General features: G+C 65.5%; 10 protein-coding genes. 3 read left to right on the forward strand and 7 right to left on the reverse strand.

Annotation, left to right across the window (positions count from 1 at the left end; genetic code table 11):
* A partial coding sequence (selD, locus tag RBB16_RS10405) for a selenide, water dikinase SelD (protein WP_306046103.1) occupies positions 1 to 946 on the forward strand: 946 nt, incomplete at its 5' end.
* Here selD and mnmH read toward each other — a convergent pair.
* Together mnmH and RBB16_RS10415 are read right to left on the reverse strand one after the other, a co-directional pair.
* Complete coding sequence (mnmH, locus tag RBB16_RS10410; protein ID WP_306046104.1) at positions 923 to 1984, reverse strand: tRNA 2-selenouridine(34) synthase MnmH; 1062 nt, start codon at positions 1982 to 1984, stop codon at positions 923 to 925. The two genes, selD and mnmH, sit on opposite strands and share 24 nt — an antisense overlap.
* A gap of 25 nt (positions 1985 to 2009) precedes the next feature.
* Positions 2010 to 2894: an NAD(P)-dependent oxidoreductase gene (locus tag RBB16_RS10415; RefSeq protein ID WP_306046105.1), complete on the reverse strand. Its 885-nt coding sequence runs from the start codon at positions 2892 to 2894 to the stop codon at positions 2010 to 2012.
* A gap of 151 nt (positions 2895 to 3045) precedes the next feature.
* Between RBB16_RS10415 and RBB16_RS10420 the strand changes: the two genes are divergently transcribed.
* Positions 3046 to 5613: a cation-transporting P-type ATPase gene (locus RBB16_RS10420; protein ID WP_306046106.1), complete on the forward strand. Its 2568-nt coding sequence runs from the start codon at positions 3046 to 3048 to the stop codon at positions 5611 to 5613.
* 11 nt (positions 5614 to 5624) lie between these two features.
* Here RBB16_RS10420 and putA read toward each other — a convergent pair whose 3' ends face one another.
* Entirely contained in the window at positions 5625 to 9089 is a 3465-nt protein-coding gene (gene putA / locus RBB16_RS10425; RefSeq protein WP_306046107.1) for a bifunctional proline dehydrogenase/L-glutamate gamma-semialdehyde dehydrogenase PutA, read from the reverse strand.
* Between the two features lie 133 nt (positions 9090 to 9222).
* Between putA and RBB16_RS10430 the strand changes: the two genes are divergently transcribed.
* Positions 9223 to 9678 (forward strand): Lrp/AsnC family transcriptional regulator, encoded by a 456-nt coding sequence (locus RBB16_RS10430; protein WP_071689187.1) that lies wholly within the window; start codon positions 9223 to 9225, stop codon positions 9676 to 9678.
* Positions 9679 to 10011: 333 nt separating this feature from the next.
* On the opposite strand, the gene RBB16_RS10435 is transcribed toward RBB16_RS10430, so the two are convergent.
* From RBB16_RS10435 to RBB16_RS10450, 4 genes are read right to left on the reverse strand one after another with little or no spacing between them, the layout of a single operon-like run.
* On the reverse strand, positions 10012 to 10842 hold the full coding sequence (locus tag RBB16_RS10435; protein WP_306046108.1) for a 3-keto-5-aminohexanoate cleavage protein: 831 nt from the start codon (positions 10840 to 10842) through the stop codon (positions 10012 to 10014).
* Complete coding sequence (locus RBB16_RS10440) at positions 10839 to 12164, reverse strand: aspartate aminotransferase family protein (protein ID WP_306046109.1); 1326 nt, start codon at positions 12162 to 12164, stop codon at positions 10839 to 10841. The genes RBB16_RS10435 and RBB16_RS10440 overlap by 4 nt, the downstream gene beginning before the upstream one ends.
* Positions 12165 to 12168: 4 nt before the next feature.
* Complete coding sequence (locus RBB16_RS10445) at positions 12169 to 12600, reverse strand: universal stress protein (RefSeq protein WP_306046110.1); 432 nt, start codon at positions 12598 to 12600, stop codon at positions 12169 to 12171.
* 11 nt (positions 12601 to 12611) lie between these two features.
* Positions 12612 to 15254: a TRAP transporter permease gene (locus RBB16_RS10450; protein WP_306046111.1), complete on the reverse strand. Its 2643-nt coding sequence runs from the start codon at positions 15252 to 15254 to the stop codon at positions 12612 to 12614.
* Positions 15255 to 15334: the final 80 nt, after the last annotated feature.

The raw sequence follows: 15334 nt of genomic DNA on the forward strand, positions 1-15334 counted from the left end.
GGGCAGTCTGAAATCGGCGCTCGCCTCGCTGCCTGCCCGAACCCGGTCCGATGTGCTGTCGGACCCCGGTGATGACGCCGCCGTTCTGCAGATCGGCGCGGCGCGGCAGGTCCTGACCACCGACCATCTGCGCGGCTTCACAAACGACCATGCCCTGCAAGCGCGGATTGCCGCCATTCACGCACTTGGGGATTGTTGGGCCATGGGGGCACAGCCCCAGTCGGCGCTGGCGACGCTGATCCTGCCGCGCCTGTCGCCCGAACTGCAAAGCCGCTGGATGGCGGAGATCATGGCCGAGGCTGCGCACGTGTTTGCCGCAGAGGGGGCCGAGATCGTCGGCGGCCACAGCTCCATGGGCGATGAGCTGACCATCGGGTTCACGGTAACGGGGCTGCTGGACGGGCCTGCGATCACGCTGGCGGGGGCGCGGCCCGGGGATCGGCTGTTGCTGACGAAACCGCTTGGCACGGGCGTCATTCTGGCGGCGGAGATGCAGCTTGAAGCACCGGGGCATGTCGTGGCGGGGGCTTGGGCACAGATGGCCACAAGTTCGGGCAATGCCGCGCGTATCCTCGCCCCGCATGCGACCGCAATGACCGATGTGACCGGCTTCGGGCTTGCCGGGCATTTGTGGAACATCTGCGAAGCGTCGGGCGTCGCGGCCCGGCTGGATCAGGCCAGCGTCCCGGTTCTGCCCGGCGCGAACGACCTGCTGGCCACGGGCCTGCGGTCAACCATTCACGGGGCGAACGAAGCGGCGGTTCTGGGGGCGATCAATGGGCTTGCCGACCCGATCCTTTTCGATCCGCAAACCTCGGGTGGATTGCTGGCAGCGGTGCCGGCCGACAAGGCGGATCAGGTGTTTCGCGCCTTGCAGGATATCGGGGTTCCGGCTGTCGAGATCGGAGAGATCACCGAGGGGTCATCCCGGATCGATATCGCCTAACACCCGCGCCAGCCGGTCGGCCAGATCCGGCAAGGCGTCCTCGGTCAGCTCTGTGGCCTCGACCACAGCGGCGGTTGGCGCATCGTCGCGCTTGCGGGCGCGGGAATAGGCGGGATCGTAGTGGTGCACGACCAGCCCTTCTGCAAGCGCATGCCAGTTCTGCGCCGCGATCATTTTTCCCCACTCTGCCACACGCTCTGCCCCGACAAGGGCCCGCAGACCCTCCAGCAGGCGCGTCAACTCGTCGGGATCGGCCAACAGGTCCGCATAGGCGCGCGCCAGATAGGCCGCGCGGACCGGCACGGGGGCCCCGATCTCGACACGAGGCGCGCGGATCATGGCGTGCCATAGGGCCGGCGGCAGGCGCAGCGCGCCGATGCGGGCCGATTCCGCCTCCACCACCACGGGCCGGGCCGGGTCGAGGCCCTGGAACGCGGTGATCAGCCCCGATTCAAAACCCTTCTGGGACGGCTGCCCGCAAGTGACCGCCCCCAGGATCGACCCGCGATGACCGGCCAGCCCCTCAAGGTCCACGACCTGCACCCCTCGATCCTTCAGGAGGGGCAGAAGCGCGGTCTTGGCGGTGCCGGTATTGCCGTCGAGCCGGATCAGCCGGAAGGGCAACCCCTTGTGGTAAAGCGCATCAACCACCGCGCGGCGGTAGCTGCGATAGCCGCCCTCCAGCACCTCCACCCGCCAGCCGATCTGGCGCAGGATCGTCGCGAAGGAATTGGACCGCTGTCCGCCGCGCCAGCAATAGACCAGCGGTTGCCAGCCGCCGGGCTTGTCCATGAGCTGGCTTTCGATATGCGCCGCGGCATTGCGGGCGACCAAAGCCGCGCCGATCTTGCGGGCATCAAAGGGGCTGACCTGCTTGTAGATCGTGCCCACACGGGCGCGTTCCTCATCCGACAGGACAGGCAGGGTAATTGCGCCAGGCAGGTGGTCCTCGGCGAACTCGGCGGGCGCGCGCACGTCGATCACGGCATCGAACCCGTGCCACGCCCCATCCCACAGATCGCCCAGATTGACGCTCACGCTGCCTTGTCCTTTGCCCGTGGTCTCAGATCTCTTCGCCGTTCATCTTGCGGAACCGCTGGATCAGGCTGGAGGTGTCCCAACGGCCACCGCCAAGCTGCTGCACCTCGGCATAGAACTGGTCGACAAGCGCCGTGACCGGCAGCGAGAGGCCCATCTCCTTGCCCTGTTCCAGCGCGATGCCCAGATCCTTGCGCATCCAGTCGACGGCAAAGCCATGCTCGAAATGATTATCCACCATCGTTTCGGCGCGATTGGCCAGCTGCCACGACCCGCCCGCGCCCTGGGAAACCAGATTGGCCACCTTCTTGGCGTCGAGACCCGCCTTCATGGCAAAGTACAGCCCCTCGGAGATGCTCTGCACCGCGCCCACGATACAGACCTGATTGACCATCTTGGTGATCTGGCCGGACCCGACAGGTCCGAAATGCTCGATCGCCTTGGCATAGGCATCCATCACCGGAACCGCCGCCGCATATGGCACGTCATTGCCGCCGCACATGATGGCGAGCTGGCCGTTCTCGGCCCCCGCCTGCCCGCCCGAGACCGGCGCATCGACCCAGGCGATGCCTTTTTCGGTGCCAACCTCGGCCAGCTCGCGCGTCACGATGGCCGACACCGTGGTGTGATCGACGAAGATCGCGCCCTCTTTCATGCCCGCAAACGCCCCGTCCTCTCCCAGGACCACGGACCGCAGGTCGTCGTCATTGCCGACACAGGCCATTACGAAATCGCAACCGGCCACGGCTTCGCGCGGGGTCGCGCCATGGGCGCCGCCATGCTGTGCTGCCCATTTTTCCGCCTTCGCGGTGGTGCGGTTATAGACTGTCACCTCATGCCCCGCCGCCTGCAGATGCCCCGCCATCGGGTAGCCCATCACACCCAGACCCAGAAACGCCACTTTCGCCATGTCTCATCCCTCCTGATGCGGCGCGCGTGCGCCTTTTCCCCTTCATCGCGGGATATCGCGGCGGGGGCAAGCCCGGCCCGGCTTGATATCCGTCAAGGTGCCGCGCCGCGCGACACCCTAGCCTGCCCCGGACCGCAGAGGACCACGCGCCATGACCCAGCCCGCCCCCACCGGCCTGACCAGTGCCGAGGCCGCCCGCCGCCTGGCGGAGCACGGCCCCAACCGGCTGGCCGAGGCGCAGGCGATTTCGCCTCTGCGCATCTTCGCGCGCCAGTTCACGGGGTTTCTGGTGCTGGTGCTGATCGCGGCCATGATCATCGCAGCGGCGCTAGGCGAGGTGATTGACGCGCTGGCCATCGGGTTGGTGGTTGTGCTGAACGGCGTCCTTGGTTTCGTTCAGGAATGGCGGGCCGAAACCGCGCTTGCCGCGTTGCGCCGAATGCTGGACCCCAAGACGCGGGTGGTGCGCGACGGTCAGCAGCAGATGATCGAGACATCGGCCATCGTGCCCGGCGACCTGGTGGTGATGGAGGCAGGCGACCGGGTGCCGGCAGACATTGCCCTTCACATCGCGTTGCAACTCAAACTCGATGAAAGCGTGCTGACCGGGGAATCCCTGCCCGTCGACAAATCGGGCGAGGATGCGACGGTCCACATGGGCACCTCGGTCGTGGCAGGCCGGGCCGAGGGGATCGTGACCGCCACCGGCAGCCGCACCCAGTTCGGCCAGATCGCGGAACTGACGGGATCGGTTGGCGAAAAGCAGACCCACCTGACCCGGCAACTGGGCGTTCTGGCCCGGCAGATGGGATTCGCCGCGATCGCGCTCGGCGCGGCGGTCATCACGGCGGGGCTGGCTGTGGGGCAAGACCTGCTGGACATGTTCATGACCGGCCTGTCGCTGGCCGTCGCCATCGTGCCGGAGGGCCTGCCCGCCGTCGTCACGATCACCCTGGCGCTCGGGGCTGCGGCCATGGTCCGCCATCACGCCTTGGCCCGGCGCTTGCAGGCGGTCGAGACGCTCGGCGCGGCATCCGTCATCTGCACCGACAAGACCGGAACCCTGACGGAAAACAAGATGACGGCAGCAAGAGTATGGTTGCCAGACGACCGGGTCTTGAAGGTCTCTGGCACCGGCTACGACCCATCTGGCAGGATCGAAGGGCGGGACGGCCCCCTGCGCCATGGCGCTGACCCGGTTCTGTCCGAGCTGCTGGACTGCGCGATGGTCTGCAACCATGCCAGCCTGCGGCAGAAGGCCGGGCAGTGGCAGATGGTGGGCGAACCCACGGAAGGCGCGTTGATGACGCTGGCCTACAAGGGGTGGGCGCCCCTGCCCGACCCGGCCTGCGTGTTGTCGGAACAGGCGTTTTCGTCCGAGCGCAAGCGGATGAGCGTGGTCTCCACCTGCAATGGCGGCCCGGTGCTCTACGCCAAGGGCGCGCCCGAGGCGATCCTCGACGTCTGTTCCCATGTGGCGGGGCCGGACGGCCCGGTGCCCATGACCGACCCTAACCGACAGATAATCGAAACCGCCTATGCGGACATGGCGGGCGAGGGGCTGCGGGTCATCGCGCTGGCCTCTGCCCCCGTCGCGGGCGAGGGCGCGGCGGAGGAAGACCTGACCTTTCTGGGCCTCGTGGGCCTGATCGACCCGCCCCGGCCCGAAGTGCCCGCCGCCGTCTCTGCCTGCCGGTCCGCCGGTATCCGTGTGATCATGATCACCGGCGACAGCCCGGTCACGGCGCAGGCCATCGCGCGGCAGGTCGGCTTGCCGGTTGCGCAGGTGGTGACGGGTGACCGGGTGGACGCAGCGAGCAATGACGACCTGCGCGCCTTGCTGGCGCAGGACGTGGTCTTCGCCCGTACCGCGCCTGCCCACAAGATGCGGCTGGTCGAGGCGTTGCAGGCCGAGGGTCAGATCGTGGCCATGACGGGCGACGGAGTGAACGACGCGCCCGCCCTGAAACGCGCCGATATCGGCGTCGCCATGGGCATTCGCGGCACCGACGTGGCCAAGGACGCCGCCGATCTGGTGCTGCTCGACGACAATTTTGCCACCATCGTTCGGGTTGTCCGCGAAGGGCGGCGGCAGTTCGAGAACGTGCAGCGCTTCGTGCGCTATCTCCTGTCCTCCAACGCGGGCGAGGTCGTGGCGATCCTTGTCAACCTCTACCTCGGCGGCCCTCTCATTCTGCTGGCCACCCAGATCCTGTGGATGAACCTCATCACCGATGGCGTGACCGCCGTTGCGCTCGGGCTGGAGAAGGCCACCAAGGACCAGATGGAGGACCCGCCCCGCCCGATGAAGGCAGGGATCGTCGGGCCTGCGGGGCTGGCCATGATCCTCGCCTTCGGGGCCTATGCGGGCACCGCCGGGCTGTGGGTGTTCTACACGCTCTTGCCGCAGGGTGAGGACCTCGCCCGCACCGCCGCCTTCACCGCCATCGTCGTTTTCGAGAAGATGAGCGTCTTCGCCTTCCGGTCGTTCCGGCAACCCTGCTGGAAGATCGGGCTGGTCTCCAACCCGCTGCTGCTGCTGGCGCTTGTGGCGATGCTGGCCGCGCAGGTCGCCGCCGTCTACTGGCCGCCCCTGCAACTGCTGCTTGGCACCGTGCCGCTCGGGGTCGCGCACTGGCAGATGATCGGCCTTCTGGCCCTGCCGCTGGTCCTGATCCCCGAGGCGGTGAAATCGGTGATGGTGTGGCGGGGCCGCTAAGGCCCCACCCGTCAGCTTGCCGCCGCCAGAAGCGAGGCATTGCCCCCCGCCGCCGTGGTGTCGATGCAGACATGCCGTTCCAGCCGGCACATGGCGGCCAGATCGGCGCGGGAGGCAAGCGGGATAAGCCGCCCCTCGCGCGCCGCCAACGCCGTGCGGATCGCGCGGGCAGGCTCCTCCGGCCCATCATAGGCAACGACGGCGAAGCCTTGCAGATCGGTCAGCGCCTCGGCCTGCAACACCCCGTCGATTTCCGCACCGGGGGCCACGGCCACGGCCTTGCATCCCGCCCATTCGGCAATGCGCACCTGTTCGGCCGCCGCTTCCTCGGTCGGGCCAAGGCACAGGACCGTGCCGCGCGGGAAGATCGACAGGCGGTTCGATTCACCCGTGGGGCCCGGCAGGCTCTCGGTGTTGCGTCGCTTCAGCGTGTCCGTCACCGCCCTGTCCAGCGCCGCCTGTACCTGCACGGGGTCCGCACCCTTGCCGCCCCGCGCAGGCGCCGTGGGGGTGCTGACCGCACGGAACCGGGCCACATAGGCAGGCCCGCCCGCCTTGGGCCCGGTGCCCGACAGCCCCTCGCCCCCGAAAGGCTGGCTGCCCACGATGGCCCCGATCTGGTTGCGGTTGACGTAGATATTGCCCGCCTTCACCGCCTCGGTGATGTGCTGCACGCGGTCGTCAATGCGGGTGTGCAACCCGAAGGTCAGGCCGAAGCCCTTGGCATTCACGTCGGCAATCACCCGGTCGATCTCGGTCGCCTTGAAAGTCGCAACATGAAGGACCGGGCCGAACACCTCTTTCTCCATCTCTGCGATGCCGTTGACCTTGATCGCAACCGGGGCAAGGAATGACCCCTCTTCTGGCGCTGCAACCTCGTGCAACACCCGACCCTCGGCACGGGCTTTCGCCACGTATCCCGCAATATCATCGCGCGCCGGGACCGAGATGATCGGTCCCACATCGGTGGCCGGATCCCATGGGTCGGCAACCGTCAGCTCATCCATCGCGCCCTTCAGCATCTTCAGGAACGATGGCGCGATATCCTGCTGCACGTAAAGGCAGCGCAGAGCCGAACAGCGCTGGCCTGCCGACTGGAAGCTGGACGCCACGATATCGCGCACCGCCTGTTCCGGCAGCGCGGTGGAATCCACGATCATCGCGTTCAGACCACCCGTTTCAGCAATCAACGGCGCATGCGGCGCGACCTTGTCCGCCATCGCCCGGTTGATGCGCTGCGCGGTGGCGGTCGAGCCGGTGAAGCACACCCCCGCCACGCGGCTGTCGCCCGTCAGCAGCCCGCCGATACGGCTGCCCTTGCCCGGCAGCAGTTGCAGCGCGTGGACGGGAACGCCCGCCTCATGCATCAACCGCACGCCGATGCTGGCCATCAGCGTCGTGGTCTCCGCCGGTTTCGCCAGCACCGCATTGCCCGCCGCCAAGGCCGCCGCGATCTGACCGGTAAAGATGGCCAGCGGGAAGTTCCAGGGGGAAACGCAGGTGAAGATGCCTCGCGGGGCGTCCTCTGTCGCCTGCTCCGCGTAGTAGCGCAGGAAATCCACCGCCTCGCGCAGCTCGGCCACGCCGTCCATCAGGGTCTTTCCGGCCTCTCGCGTCAATACCGCGAAGATCTCGCCAAAATGCTCTTCATAAAGATCGGCGGCTTTCAGCAGCGCGGCCCGGCGATCTGCCGCTGGCGCGTCCCAGATGCGCGCGGCGTTGAGCGCGGTCTCCACATCCGCCTCCGTCGCCTCGGACACGCGGCCCACGATATCGCCCGGCTTGGCGGGGTTCACCACATCCATCGCGGCCTCGCCCTGCACCGGCCCGGCCAGCAGCGGTTCGGCCTGCCACTGACGATCCGCGAAAGGCGCGCGCGCGGCCTCAATCGCGGCAAGATCATCGCGGGAATGCAGGTCGAACCCTTTGGAATTGCGCCGCTTTCCGAAAAGCTGCGGCGGCGCGATGACACCCGGCGCAGGGGTTTTCGCGGCTTCCTCCAGTTGCTCGAACGGGTCGGCACCGACCACCTCTGCGGGTACATCCTCGTCCACGATCTGGTTGACGAAGCTGCTGTTCGCCCCGTTTTCCAGAAGCCGCCGGACGAGATAGGCCAGCAGATCCCGATGCGCACCGACCGGCGCATAGATCCGGCAGCGGGTGGCGTTGCGCTTGTGCAGGATGTCATGCAGCGCCTCGCCCATGCCGTGCAGGCGCTGAAATTCGAAGGCGTCGAAATCCTCGGCCATGTCGAGGATCGCCGCCGCCGAATGGGCGTTGTGGGTGGCGAATTGCGCATAGATGCGGTCGGAATAGCCAAGCAATTTCCGCGCGCAGCACAGATAGGCCACGTCGGTCGCCGGTTTGCGGGTGTAGACAGGGAAACCCGGCAACCCCTCGACCTGCGCGCGCTTGATTTCCGTGTCCCAGTAGGCACCTTTCACGAGGCGGACCATGATCTTGCGGTCAAGCTCACTGGCCAGCGCATGCAGCCAGTCGATCACACCCGGCGCGCGCTTGCCATAGGCCTGTACCACCACGCCGAACCCGTCCCATCCGGCGAGGCTTTCGTCGCGCAGAACCGCCTCGATCACGTCGAGCGAGATATCCAGGCGATCCGCCTCTTCCGCGTCGATATTGAGGCCCATACCGGCGGATTTGGCATCCTGCGCAAGCTCCAATACACGGGGGACCAGTTCGGTCATGACCCGATCCGACTTGTTTTCCTCATAGCGCGGATGCAGCGCCGACAGCTTGATCGAGATGCCGGGATTGGCGCGGATGTCATCATGTTTGGCTTCGGTTGCCAGCTTGGCGATGGCCTCCTTGTAGGCGTCAAAGAAATGGTCGGCGTCATGGGCCGTCATCGCGGCCTCACCCAGCATGTCATAGGAATAGGTGAAGCCCTGCGCGGTGCGGGTCCTGCCGCGCTTGACGGCCTCGCCGATGGTTTCGCCCAACACGAATTGCTGGCCCATTTCCTTCATCGCACGACCCACGGCGACACGGATCACCGGCTCGCCCAAGCGCTTCACGGCCCCGCGCAGGGTCGCGGTCAGGCCGGGTTCGGCGTTTTCTTTCAACACCTTGCCGGTCAGCATCAGCCCCCAGGTCGACGCGTTGACCAGTGAAGACGTGGAGCGGCCCAGATGCTTGCCCCATTCCGACGGTGCGATCTTGTCTTCGATCAGTGCATCCATGGTGTCCGCGTCGGGCACCCTGAGCAGCGCCTCGGCCAGACACATGAGCGCGACGCCTTCTTCGGTCGACAACCCGTATTCGGCCAGGAACACCTCCATGAGGCCCGGTTTGCTGTCATTGCGGATGGCATTGACAAGCTCGGCTGCAGAAGCGGCCATGCGGGCGCGGGCGGCTTTGTCGGGCGCGTGGGCGCGGGTCAATCGGTCGATAAGCAGGGCCTCATCGGCCAGGTGGTCGGCACGGATGGCCTGACGCAGATCGGCAAGGGGAGACATGGCGAACCTCAAGGTGAAGGGATGGCCAAATCTAGCATCTTCGTCAAAGTCAGGTTGCCTTTCCTTGTTGAATAATCCGACGGATCGCCCTATTGCGGTGGCAATTTGAGGCCGAAAAATCGCAAGAGGGCACATGGAAAGTCAACTTGACCGCTTCGACAGAAAGATCGTTTCCCTGCTGCTGAGCGACGGGCGCATGCCGGTCACCGAGATCGCCCAGAAGATCGGGTTGTCCAAGACACCGTGTCAGATGCGGGTGAACCGGCTGCGCAAGGATGGGGTGATCCGGGGGTTTCGGGCGGTGGTGGATCCGGCGAAGCTGGGGCAGGAGCATGTGGCCTTCGTGGAGGTGCGGTTGACGGATACGACGGAGGATGCGCTGAAGGCGTTCAATGCCGCCGCGCTGAAGGTACCGGAGATCGAGCAGGCACATATGATCGCAGGCGCCTTCGACTATCTTCTGAAGGTGCGCACACGTGACATCCGTGACTATCGGCGGGTTTTGGGAGAGGTGATTTCCACCCTGCCCTTCGTTGGTCATACTTCGACCCATGTCTCGATGGAGGCAGTGAAGGATCAGGCGTTCTGACCTGAGATCAGGGGGGCGCCGGGCGTACACCACTTGTACACCCCCCGTACACCCCTCGTGCAGACAAAGCCCGGATTCCGGAGACGGGGCCGGACCTGTTGCAAGACCTTGCCGCTTGCGGGGGAAGAGGTTTCGAAACCTCTTTGAAAGGGCCTTCGAAGGCCCTTCCCCCGCGCGGGGTGAGAGGTGGGCGCATCGGATCGGAGGGGATCGGGGTTGGCCTGCCATCACTGGCGGTTGAACTGGTGGATGGGGAGGGATGCCTCCGGCGGAGGTATTTGTCGCCAAGATGAAAGGCGGGGCGCGTTAAGGTTAATCGGTGGTGAAGGCGGTTCAGATCGGCGATGACGCTTCGGGAGGGGCGTGGTTTCGCCTGGAGAGTTGACGTGAGACCTGCAGCCTGCGGACCAGATCCGCCACCCTTGCGGCGTTATCCGGCGCGCGAGTGCCGTCGGGGCCTATGAGGTTGTTTTCGAAACCGATGCGGGCTTTGCCACCCGCCCTGATCGCCGCAAGGAGGCAGGCGGTTTCGCCGGGACCGAAGGCGCAGGTGGCCCAATCGGGAATATCGGGTAGCGTTCGGACAGCGCGCAGGAACCCGGTCAGCATGTCCGGGATGGCGGGCTTCGGTGGTTGGTAGCGGCCGAGCACGAAGAGCAATTGCAGGGGCGTGGGGATTGCGCCTGCTGCCACGCGCTGTGCCAGACGCGTCACGTCGGCGGGGCTATAGAGGATATGCTGCACCGGGATGCCGGCCTCTGCCGCCCAGTGATAGAAACGGCTGGCATCCGGGTCGTGACCGGAGTCAGGCCACATTTCGCCAAGCGCAACAGAGACACCTTCGGGGCGCACAGCCCGGACCACGGCGCGCTGATCGGCGGGGCTGTAGCGGCCTGCGGCCTCGGTGGTGATCTGCACGGGCATATCGGGAACGGCGCGGGCCATTTCGGCGATGAGTTCGCGGTAAAGCCCTGCGTCGAGGCTGTGGCCGCCCTCCGCATCACGCACATGGGCGTGGAGCGCGCCTGCGCCTTCGGCATGGGCGGCGCGGGCGGCGGCGACCGTCTCGGCGATGGTCATCGGCAATGCAGGATGGTCGGCCTTTGTCTTGCGGGCCCCGTTGGGGGCCAGCATGATCTGCGGCAGCGATGCGAGGCGGGTCATTGGTTGAGCGCGGTTTCCACGGAGCGGGAAAGCTTGCCCACCAACTCGCCGATCTGATCATCGGAAATGATGAAGGGGGGCGCGAGCAGGATGTGGTCACCTTCGCGCCCGTTCACGGTGCCGCCTGCCGGATAGCAGATGAGACCCTCGGCCATGGCGGCCTTCTTGACCTTCAGGTGCAGCTTTCGGGCCGGATCGAAGGGGCGTTTCGTGGCCCGGTCCTCGACCAGCTCCACCCCCCGGAAGAGCCCGCGTCCGCGCAGGTCACCAACATGGGCGTGCTGGCCGAAAGTCTCGTGCAGGGCAGCCTGCAGCACCTCGCCTTGCGCTTTGACCCGGTCGCAGAGGTTGCGGGAGACGATGGCATTGACCACAGCCTGACCGGCAGCGGCGGCGAGCGGATGGCCGTGATAAGTATGGCCGTGCTGGAAACTGCCGGAGCCCTGTTCGATGGCCTCATAGATCTTGGAGGACGCGAGCATCGCGCCGATCGGGGCGTAACCCGCGCCGAGACCCTTGGCGATGGTGACGATATCGGGGGAAATCCCATCTGCCTCGCAGGCAAACAGGTGTCCGGTCCGGCCCATGCCACACATGACCTCATCGAGGATCAGCAGCACGCCATACTGGTCGCAGATCTGCCGGATGCGCGTGAAATAACCGTCTACCGCCGGAACCGCGCCTGCGGTGGCGCCCACCACGGGTTCGGCGATGAAAGCCATGACGGTTTCCGGCCCCTGGCGCAGGATTTCCTCTTCCAGCGCATTGGCAGCACGCTGGCCGAAATCCCATTCGCTTTCGCCCTCCTGCCGCTCACGATATTCGAAGCAGGGCATGATGTGGTGGGTTTCCACCAGAAGGGGCGCGTATTTTTCCCGCCGCCAGGCATTGCCGCCCGCCGCCAGCGCACCGAGCGTGTTGCCGTGATAGCTCTGCCGCCGTGCAATCAGCTTGTGGCGCTGTGGCTGGCCGGTTTCGAGGTGGTATTGCCGGGCGAGCTTGATCGCGGCTTCCACCGCCTCTGACCCGCCGGAGAGAAGGTAGACCTTGTCGATGCCTTCGGGGGCATGGGCGATCAGCAGGTCGGCCAGCGCCTCTGCCGGTTCGGAGGTGAAGAAGCCGGTATGGGCAAAGGCGATCTTGTCCAGTTGCGTATGGATGGCGGCGCGCACGTCGGCGTCCGAATGGCCGAGGCAGGACACCGCCGCGCCGCCCGAGCCGTCGAGATAGGCGCGGCCTTCTGAGTCATAGATATAGCAGCCTTCGCCGCGCACAGCCGTGGGAAGGGGTCCGGGGCCACGCCCGAACATGTGGGATGTCATCGGTCTATTCTCCGCGGACGACGAAAACGGATTGGGTGGCATGGCGCACGACGCGGGCGGCGTTGGGGCCAAGCAGGTAGTCTTTCAGTTCGGGCCGGTGAGAGCCCATGACGATCACATCGGCGCCGACGCGATTGGCGGCCTCGATGATCTGGTCGTAGACGCGGCCATGCAGGACATGGGGATGCACCTCGATCCCGTCAGGGACATGCTGGTTGACGAAACCGGTCAGCCGTTCGCCCACCTCGTGCATTGCCTTTTCTTCGAACCCTTCGGGGAAGTAGCTGCCCACAACGGACATGCCGAAATCGGGGACGACGGTGGCGATATGGAGCGTTGCGCCCTCGTATTGCGCCAGCTTCACCGCGGCGGGCAGGGCCTTGGACCAGGTGGCCTCGTCGGACAGGTCGATGGGCAGGAGGATGGATGTGAACATGGGTCTGGTCCTCAGAAAGCCGGTTTGGTCTGGCGGCGGCGTTGCAGAAGGATAACCAATCCGAGCAGCAGCAGGGCCGGGATGTAGAAAATCTGTGCGGGCAGGCGGTCGGCGGCGGTCTGGACCGAGGCGAGGCGCACGGGTTCATCGGCGTAGAAGTCGAAATTGGCCAGGGTCTCGGCGGTTTCCGAACCAAACATCGGTTCATCGAGCCGCACCACATCGCCATCGGGGAAGAGCAGCAGGCCGCTGGCGTCGATGCGCTCTGCCGCGCTGCCCTCGCCCTCGATCTGCATGACGAGGGTGGTGGAGGTCATGTCGCCGGTGTTGAAGTCCGGCCCCTCGATCAGCAGGCGCAGGGACGATCCGTCATGGGCGGCCTCGACGGCGGCTTCGAACTCGGCTGGCGGCACATCGCGGAACGGCGGTTGCACCATGTCGAGCCAGACATTCGGCACGAAGAGGGTGAAGGCCACAAGGAGGAGCGCGGCGCTTTCATGGATATGGCTTTTCGCCAGGAAATAGCCCTGGGTTGCGGCGGCAAAGAGCAGCATCGCGAAAGTGGCGATGACGAAGATGAACGCCGCCTGCCCGAAGCCCGCCCAGGTGCCCAGATCGACGCCATAGAGGATCAGTGTCGGGTTGAAGATGAACAGGAAGGGCAGCGCCACGGTGCGCAAGCTGTAGAAGAAGGCGGTGAAGCCGGTCTTGATCGGATCGCCCCCGGACACGGCGGCGGCGGCGAAACTGGCCAGCCCGACGGGTGGTGTCACATCGGCCATGATGCCGAAATAGAAGACGAAGAGATGCGCCGCGATCAGGGGCACAATGAGCCCCTCCTGCGCGCCGAGCGAGACAACGACCGAGGCCATGAGGGAAGACACGACGATATAGTTGGCGGTTGTCGGCAGGCCCATCCCGAGAATGAGCGAGAAGATCCCGACGAAGACCAGCATCAGGATCAGGCTGCCACCCGAAAGCTGTTCCACGAGCCCGGCCAGTTCGGTGCCAATCGGCGTCTTGGTGACGATGGCCACGATGATGCCTGCGGCTGCCGTGGCAACGCCGATACCGATCATGTTGCGCGCGCCTGCGATCAGCCCGTCGATCAGGTCATCGAAGCCCCCCTTCAACTCGGCCATCATCTGACCGCCCTGCCCCCGGAAAATCGCCTTCAGGGGGCGTTGCGTGATGATGATGAAGAGCATCAGGCCGGTAGCGTAGAAGGCCGATTTCGCGGGGCTTTGGCGTTCCACCATCAGGAACCAGACCAGCACCACGATGGGCAGGATGTAGTGCAGACCAGTCGCATAGACCTCTGCCACCGTGGGCAGTTTGATCTCCTTGGCATTGGGATCGTCGACCTCCAGATCCGGGCGCTTGGCCGCGATGGAGACGAGCCACAGGTAAAGCACCGCCAGAACCGCCATCATGATCGGGCCGGACAGGGCGGGCGTTGCGGCCTTGAGCGCGCCGACACCGTAGATCAGCGCGGTGAACCCGGCACCCGCGACGGCGAAGCCGATGAAGAACTTGACGATCATGCCGGTGAAGCTCTTGGCCTCTCCCAAGGCTGGCATGTCCTTTTTCAGCGCCTCCAGATGCACGATATAGACCAGCGCGATGTAGGAGATCACCGCCGGGATGAAGGCGTGCTTGATGACCTCGACATAAGAAATGCCGATGAATTCCACCATCAGGAAGGCGGCGGCGCCCATGACGGGTGGCATGATCTGGCCGTTGACCGAAGAGGCGACCTCGACCGATCCGGCCTGTTCATTGGTGAAACCGACCCGCTTCATCAAGGGAATGGTGAAGGTGCCGGTGGTGACCACATTGGCGATGGACGAGCCGGAAATCAGGCCGGTCATGGCAGAGCCCACAACCGCCGCCTTGGCAGGCCCGCCGCGCAAATGGCCAAGCCCCGCGAAGGCCAGCTTGATGAAGTAATTCCCCGCGCCCGCCTTATCGAGAAGCGAACCGAAGAGGACGAAGAGGAAGACAAAAGCGGTGGAAACGCCAAGCGGAATGCCGAAGACGCCAGCAGTATCAAGCCAAAGCGCGTTCATCAGCGAGGTGAAGGAGATGCCTTCATGCTCAATCAGTTCCGGGATCAGCCAGCCCTGCCCCATGTAGCCATAAAGCGCGAAGACCGATCCGACGATGGTCAACGCCGGGCCAAGCGCGCGGCGGCTGGCCTCCAGCAGGCACATCATGCCGATCGCGCCGACGATCACCTGTGTCTGTGTGGGCAGGCCGGATCGGGCGGTCAGCGCCAGTTCATCGGAGAACCAGAAGACGTAAAAGGCGGTGCCCCCTGCCGCCAAGGCCAGCAGCCAGTCGACAATCGGAATGTGATGGCGGGGCGAGGATTTGAAAGCCGGGTAGGCCATGAAGGCCAGCAGAACGGCGAAAGTCAGGTGGATTGGCCGGGTCTGCGAGGAGTTGAGGACCGGCAGATATTCCCCGAACCAGAGCTGCGGTTGCGCAATCCAGAGCTGGAAGAGCGACCACGTAAGGGCCAGGCCCGAAATCAGCAGCGCGATGGAACGATTGGATGGATCGCGTGCACCGCTGTCGGTGCTGGCGACCAGATCCTGTAGTTCCTCGTCAGAGAACTGGCGCCCTTCGCGCCCCTCGGTCGGTTCGGTCATCGCGCCACCCTCATCACTTCCTTGAAACGGAATTCTTTTTGGGCCCCGCGGCACGCAGTGGCACCGCGGGACAGATCAGA

The organism is Nioella sp. MMSF_3534 (assembly GCF_030732985.1).
In the GTDB taxonomy this organism is placed as follows: domain Bacteria; phylum Pseudomonadota; class Alphaproteobacteria; order Rhodobacterales; family Rhodobacteraceae; genus Nioella.